Below are 6,685 nucleotides of genomic sequence, written 5' to 3' on the forward strand. Positions count from 1 at the left end.
GAGGGCAGGGGGAAGGGGGTGGCTCACTAGAAAATCTAGCGCTTAAACCTGGCTAACAGATTGGCTTGAGGCAATACCAGGGCCAACACGACAATGATGGCCGTCACCAGGTTAAGGTCCTGGGCTCGTAAACCGAGGAAATCTGCATTGAGCGCCATGGCAATCACCAGGCGATAAATCAGACAGCCTAAGATAACCGCCAGCGTTGCCCAGCGTACGGTGCGGCTAGGAAAAATTGCCTCACCTAAAATTACTGTGGCCAGGCCGACCACGACCGTACCCACGCCCAGGGCTACATCCGCAAAGCCATTCACCTGGGCAAACAGGGCACCGGACAGGGCCGCTAACGCATTACTCATGGCCATTCCCAATAAGATCAGCCGGTTGGTATAAATTCCCTGGGCACTGGCCATAATCGGGTTCATGCCAGTGGCCCGCATTGCCAGGCCAATATCTGAGGTCAAGAAAAAGTCGATGGCCAATTTGGTTAACCCTAAACCAATGAGCAAAATTGCCCAGATGGGTAGCACTGTTTCCAGCCCATCAAACAGTGTGGGCTGGTTTAGCAAGGGCACATTGGGTCGCCCCATAACGCGCAGATTAATGGAATACAGCGCAATCATGGTGAGAATACTGGCCAGGAGATTAAGGATGTTGAACCGTACGCTCAGAATGGCAGTGCATAAACCAGCCAAAGCCCCAGCCACCATGGCCACTACTGTCGCGACCCACGGGTTTACTCCCTGGGTAATCAGGGTGGCCACTACGGCAGCTCCCAGGGGAAAACTACCGTCCACCGTCAGGTCTGGAAACTTCAGCACCCGAAAGGAGAGGTATACGCCCAGGCTGAGAAAGCCATAGAGTAAACCCGTTTCAATAGCTCCAAGGAATGCGACAAGGGACATGGAAAGACAATCGGTATAACGTAGATGGGCTGGGGCGTAACATTTTGAACCCCTAGGATAGACTAGATTATCGAAGGATATCGTAGTCCCATGGCCTACAGTGACTTTACACTACGTAAAGTAAAAACTGACTTTGCGATCAAGTTAGTTGAGACGGGTTCATGTTTGCGAGGATTTCCGCCGGTACAGCCCAGTGATTACCTGCATCAGACACTGGAGCGCAATCTATCAATGGCCATTGCTGTCGGTACAGAAAAGGCCAGGTCTGAACTGTTGATTAGCCCTATTTTTGTTGGGAATTTTGAAGGATATACGGAGCGTGTAGGGCCATGGTGCCGGGGTACACCATGGTGTACCCCGGCACCATGCGTTATTCAAATACCTGGTTGGCGCTGTCTTTGATGGCGTCAGATACGGTGACACCCATGGCTTCTGCAGCGGCTAGATTTATGGCTAAATCTATGGTGTTGGCCAGCTCGACAGGGATATCGCCAGGACTCTCGCCCCCCAGAATGCGGGCAACTATATCACCGGTTTGGCGACCAACTTCGTAGTAGTCAAAGCTGGCAGTTGCGATCGCTCCCCGCTCCACCGAGTCTGTATCGCCAGCAAACACCGGTAGCTGGTTGTCATTGCCCACCTGAATCACCGATTCCAACGCCGACACCACCGTATTGTCAGTGGGAATATAAATCGCATCCACCTTACCCACCAGGCTTTCTGCTGCGGTCGCCACATCGGCAGAGCTCGATACCGTTGCTGCTTCAACCGTGAACCCCTGCTCATCTGCTTCTGTGTTTAGCACATTCACCAGGCTGACAGAGTTGGATTCTCCCGCGTTATAAATCACACCTACGCTTTTTGCACCGGGCACCATATCGGCAATCAGTGCTAAATGTTCATCAACCGGGGACAAGTCGCTGACGCCAGTTACCGTACCACCGGATGCTTCTAGACTGGGCACCAATTCTGCTGCGACGGGATCAGTTACGGCTGAAAAGACCACGGGAATAGTATCGGTGTTACCCACAACCGCCTGGGCTGAGGGGGTGGCAATGGCCACAATCACATTGGGACTATCGCCTACAAATTTCTGGGCAATCTGGGCTGCATTAGATGCCTGGCCCTGGGCACTTTCCCACGCCCACTTAAGAGAACTATCAGCTTCGTCGTAGCCTTCTTCTTTGAGTTTGTCCTGCAGACCATCCCGCACCGCATCAAGGGCCGGGTGTTCCACAATTTGGGTAACAGCGACATAGGGGACATCAGCCGTGGCAACCGGATCGCCGTATTCGTTTTGTTGAACGGTGATGGTGCCGCAGCCAAGCAGTGTCGCTGAAAGCAAGCCAGGGGCGATTAGGGTTTTGGTTAAAAAGCGGGTGCTTGTCATGGTTAATCTGGTCTTTTAAGGAAAAGAATTTTTAAGGATATCCTCCCATTACCAAGGGGAGGTGCCGTAGGCGGAGGGGTCTGCTCTCCCAGGCGGGGATGGATGGTGTGGGGCCTTGTCCCTACTCTCCACCGTATTGGGCCTTAAGCTCAGCTACGCGATCATCATCGAGCTTTTGAAACAGAGGTGCAGGCACATCAAATGGACGGCCAGCGGCCAGAATGGTCAGGTCCACCGCATCGGCCATGGTGCTATGGCGCTCGTCTTCGGTGAGCTGGAGGGCATCGTACAGGGCCTCGGCGGTGTGGGGAATAAAGGGGGCACTTGCGATCGCATACAGCCGAATCAAATTAATACAGGTGCGAATCACCACAGCAGCGTCTGCTTTATCGGTCTTAAACAGCGCCCAGGGGGCACGCACATCAATATACTGATTACCCGCTGTCCATAGGGCATTTAAGGTTTCAGTAGCACGGCGGAATTCTTGCTTACGCAGATGGCCCCGCAGTTTTTCCACCAGCTCACCACAGGTCTTTTGCAGCTCAGCTTCCGCTTCGCCAGGGGTGCCACCCTCAGGCAATTCTTTACTAAATCGAGACGCCGTGAACTTGAGAATGCGGTTGACAAAGTTGCCCAGGTTATCCGCCAGTTCTTTATTGACACGATTCTGAAACTGCTCCCAAGTAAACGCAGAATCAGACGACTCGGGGGCACTGGCCATCAGCATATAGCGCCAGTAATCAGCCGGGGCAATCTCCAGGGCCTGGTCTAAAAAGACACCACGCTTCGAACTGGTGGAAAATTTGCCACCATAATAATTGAGCCAGTTAAAGCCTTTGATATAGTCCGCCAGCTTCCAAGGCTCACGGCTACCAAGGATAGTTGCGGGCCACATAATGGTGTGGAACGGCAGGTTGTCCTTAGCCATAAACTGGGTGTAGTGGATATCATCGCCCCCCTTCCACCAGCTTTCCCAATCGTTGCCGGTGGCATTACCCCAGGCTTTTGTGGCCGATACGTAGCCGATGGGGGCATCAAACCACACATAAAAGACTTTGCCTTCAAAGCCGTCAGCGGGTACGGGCACACCCCAGCTGAGGTCGCGGGTGATGCCTCGACTCTGTAGACCTTCATTAAGCCACTTGAGGGCAATAGATTTAGTTAGCGTGGGCCACTGTTCTTGCTTTTCGACCCAGGCACGCACTTCGTCACTAAGTTTATCCAGCAGCAAAAATAGATGCTTAGAGCTGCGGACTTCCAGATTAGTGCTACCAGAAATGGTGGAGCGGGGGTCAATCAGTTCAGTCGGCGTCAGCACCTTGGTGCAGTTTTCGCACTGATCGCCTCGGGCTTTATCATAGCCGCAGTGGGGGCAGGTACCGGTAACGTAGCGATCGGGTAGAAAGCGTTCGTCGTCTAGGGAGTAAATCTGGCTGATTTCCCGTTCTTCAATAAAGCCGTGTTCGGCCAGCTGACGATAGAAGTGCTGGGTGAGCTCATGATTCTCTGGGGCGGAGGTACGGCCAAAGTAGTCAAAAGATAGGCCAAAGCGTTCGTAGATGTCTTTTTGCTTTTCGTACTGGCGGGTGCAAAATTCGGCTACGTCTAGCTCTGCTTCCAGGGCGGCAATTTCGGCTGGGGTGCCATGTTCATCGGTGGCACATATATATAGGACGTCTTCACCTTCTTGACGTAGAAATCGAGCATACACATCGGCGGGCAGCATCGATCCCACCAGGTTGCCCAAGTGCTTAATTCCATTGATATAGGGAAGTGCGCTGGTGATCAGGTATCGCATTCTAGGTTTGCTTTATCGTAAGCCGGTGTGCCCTATACACCCTAGCGGTTTAATCGCTTTGGCTCAATAGTAGCGAGCCTTTTTAAGACCGGCCAATCCAGATCTCCCTCTAATGACGATTTCTCAGAAAATTGCGCATGGGTAATGAAAAGTACCCGTCAGGGGCATGACGAAGCTTTATGGCGAATTTCATACTGAAATTATTAATCACTCCATGACAACACCCGCTATATGAGGCAGGAATAACCATGTCAGACAATATTTTTCAAGAAATCTGGGATGCGGACCAGGGTGGAAATGGGGTGCCTGCCCTCAGACCTGGTGAAGCCAGGGATGAAACTCAGGGGTGTGTAGTTGTGGATGAACGCGCCACTGAGGTTGATGCTGAGCACCGGGTGCTCAAGGAAGTGGTTATCCCTGCCGATAAGTTGGAAACCTATCAGCTGTGTGAGCGAATTTTTGATAACTATGCCCTTGAGCGAGCCGTCCGTGAACAGGTTAGCCCAGCCGAAACCCAGGAAGAGCTGGACTTTATTGATGCGATTCTGCCAACGCCACCGATTAAAAAGGCGCAACAGTTTTTAGAATCTTCTCTAGATTTAACCATTTCCCAAAGCTTGATGGCGGCGATGATCAAAGAGACCTGGTTTGACATGGGCATCGCTGGTGGGCAACAAGATGCATCAGGCTTTGAGCATGTTTTTGTGGGGGAACAATCCAGTAAAGCGAGTCAAGCTGGCGGGTATCATTTTTGGTATAAGTACCACCTAGATGACGCTGGCCCGAGTGTTATACCTGGCAATGATGGTCAAGATAGAATCCAGTATTTGGGTACTCGATATGAAAAAGCCAAGGAACCTGAAAAGGGAGTGCTGGTTCCTGAGGTTGTTACCTTAGAGTTAACGTGGCATGCTCCACTAGGTGATGGCAGTCACAATACTAAGCGTTTGCATAAGCCCATTGGTGGCTTTTTTGTTGGCTGTAGCCCTGAGGGGCTAATTGCCCTAGGCTTGGTCAGGTGTCGTACCCAGAGTAATAAAATCACCCGGATCAATGGGGCTGAGTATCAGCTTGACTTGCACCGTCTGGACAACAACCGTAATGCCATCCGCACCTTTTTCCCTCGGTTTCGCCGCGCCGATGTGATTGATATTGGCAATGGCAATGGTGATGACAAGGACAAAGATAAGGATAAGGATAAAGATCAACCACCTGGCAACACAGAGTCTAGTCCTTTCAGGGTTGTTGCTGCTATGGTCAATCCCCAGAATCCAGAAGGTGGCAGAGAATTTATTCAGATTATTAATGCATCTCAACAGACGGCTTCGTTACTGGGTTGGCAAGTTGTAGCCCCTAATGGCACTCGCTTTGAGTTGGCGGATATTGAGGTGGCACCGGGGGATGTGTTTAAGTTTATTGTCCCGACAAACCAGGGTGTATTACGCAATAAGGCTGGCACCATCCGACTACGCAGTCCAGAGGGGGATATGGTACTGGATTATCCCTATTCTGGCGATCAGGCGCGGGAAGAAAATCAGCCGATTTTGTTCGGATAAGGGGACTGCACAAAAATAAAGACCCAGGTTGGGATTGTGGATGGGTGGATGAGTGATGGGGTAATGGGGTGATTATTTAAACGCAAGCGCCTAAGCGGTTAAATAGCTATAGAAGGGTTTTGTGCGACACTGTGGGATGTCAGGGCCATTGTTGGCAAACGTCGCGGATGGCTTGCAAAATGTCAAAAAATGCTTGCTCGTTGCCGAGGCGAATGATTGTCGGTTTACTTTTTGGCAATGCGTCAAAGAGATCTTCACGATTTTGATAGGCCAAAATATTTAGGACATTAACCCAATCTGTAAAAGGAATGGATAGCTGTTCTAAGTTGGGCAAAAACGCCTGTAAAGCACTGGAACAATAGTATTTATCTTTGATGGCCCAGACGATCTCAAGGGCTTTGGGCCAGAGGTTTTCAGGGAGATGCTGAGCCATCCCACACAGGGCACGCGATCGCGATGATTCATCTTTGAGCTGTCGCGTAATCGCCAGCGCTTCTGACCAGAAGCCTTCCGGCAGATGCTGGGCAATCGCACGCAGAGTACTCGAGCACGAAGATTCATCTTTGAGCTGTCGCGTAATCTCCAGCGCTTCCGGCCAGAGTTCGGGCAGATGCTGGGCCATCTCAATCAGAGCAATCGAGCGCCAATATTCATCTTTGAGCTGTCGCGTAATCGCCAGGACTTCCGGCCAGAATACCTCCGGCAGATGCTGGGCCATCCCACTTAGGGCAAACGAGCACGATGATTCATCTTTGATCTGTCGCGTAATCGCCAGGGCTTCTGGCCAGAGCTCCGGCAGATGCTGGGCCATCGCAATCAGGGCACTCAAGCGCAAAGATTCATCTTTGAGCTGTCGCGTAATCTCCGGGATTTCCGGCCAGAATACCTCCGGCAGATACTGGACCATCTCAATCAGGGCACTCAAGCGCAAAGATTCATCTTTGATCTGTCGCGTAATCGCCAGGGCTTCTGGCCAGAGCTCTGGCAGATGCTGGGCCACCCCACTCAGGGCACGCGAGCGCGATGATTCATCTTT

Annotated in this window: 5 protein-coding genes and 1 pseudogene; 2 read left to right on the forward strand and 4 right to left on the reverse strand. The window is 51.6% G+C overall.

What is annotated here, in order from left to right; translation table 11 throughout:
* Nucleotides 1–35 precede the first annotated feature (35 nt).
* Entirely contained in the window at nucleotides 36–905 is an 870-nt protein-coding gene (locus DXZ20_RS21340) for an ABC transporter permease (protein ID WP_163700520.1), read from the reverse strand.
* A gap of 90 nt (nucleotides 906–995) precedes the next feature.
* Between DXZ20_RS21340 and DXZ20_RS37685 the strand changes: the two genes are divergently transcribed.
* Nucleotides 996–1,307, forward strand: coding sequence for a hypothetical protein (locus tag DXZ20_RS37685; RefSeq protein WP_250565866.1), 312 nt, complete (start codon nucleotides 996–998; stop codon nucleotides 1,305–1,307).
* On the opposite strand, the gene DXZ20_RS21350 is transcribed toward DXZ20_RS37685, so the two are convergent.
* Together DXZ20_RS21350 and metG are read right to left on the reverse strand one after the other, a co-directional pair.
* The gene (locus DXZ20_RS21350; RefSeq protein ID WP_163700523.1) at nucleotides 1,276–2,295 is read right to left on the reverse strand and encodes an ABC transporter substrate-binding protein; all 1,020 of its coding nucleotides are present in this window, start codon (nucleotides 2,293–2,295) and stop codon (nucleotides 1,276–1,278) included. The genes DXZ20_RS37685 and DXZ20_RS21350 overlap by 32 nt on opposite strands.
* A 121-nt stretch (nucleotides 2,296–2,416) precedes the next feature.
* Nucleotides 2,417–4,093 carry a methionine--tRNA ligase gene (gene metG / locus DXZ20_RS21355; protein WP_163700528.1) on the reverse strand — a complete coding sequence of 559 codons (1,677 nt, stop codon included), beginning with the start codon at nucleotides 4,091–4,093 and terminating at the stop codon, nucleotides 2,417–2,419.
* 248 nt (nucleotides 4,094–4,341) lie between these two features.
* On the opposite strand from metG, the gene DXZ20_RS21360 reads away from it, so the two are divergent.
* The gene (locus DXZ20_RS21360; RefSeq protein WP_163700531.1) at nucleotides 4,342–5,649 is read left to right on the forward strand and encodes a hypothetical protein; all 1,308 of its coding nucleotides are present in this window, start codon (nucleotides 4,342–4,344) and stop codon (nucleotides 5,647–5,649) included.
* A 139-nt stretch (nucleotides 5,650–5,788) separates the two neighbouring features.
* Here DXZ20_RS21360 and DXZ20_RS21365 read toward each other — a convergent pair.
* A pseudogene (locus DXZ20_RS21365) lies at nucleotides 5,789–6,685 on the reverse strand (hypothetical protein); the annotation flags it as partial.

Source organism: Adonisia turfae CCMR0081 (assembly GCF_011009555.1).
GTDB lineage: Bacteria > Cyanobacteriota > Cyanobacteriia > Phormidesmidales > Phormidesmidaceae > Leptothoe > Leptothoe turfae.

Excerpts from the sequence above, each read along its gene's own strand:
- DXZ20_RS37685 (WP_250565866.1), top strand. The coding sequence starts at position 996 with ATGGCCTACAGTGACTTTACACTACGTAAAGTAAAAACTGACTTTGCG.
- metG (WP_163700528.1), bottom strand. The coding sequence starts at position 4,093 with ATGCGATACCTGATCACCAGCGCACTTCCCTATATCAATGGAATTAAG.
- DXZ20_RS21350 (WP_163700523.1), bottom strand. The coding sequence starts at position 2,295 with ATGACAAGCACCCGCTTTTTAACCAAAACCCTAATCGCCCCTGGCTTG.
- DXZ20_RS21340 (WP_163700520.1), bottom strand. The coding sequence starts at position 905 with ATGTCCCTTGTCGCATTCCTTGGAGCTATTGAAACGGGTTTACTCTAT.
- DXZ20_RS21360 (WP_163700531.1), top strand. The coding sequence starts at position 4,342 with ATGTCAGACAATATTTTTCAAGAAATCTGGGATGCGGACCAGGGTGGA.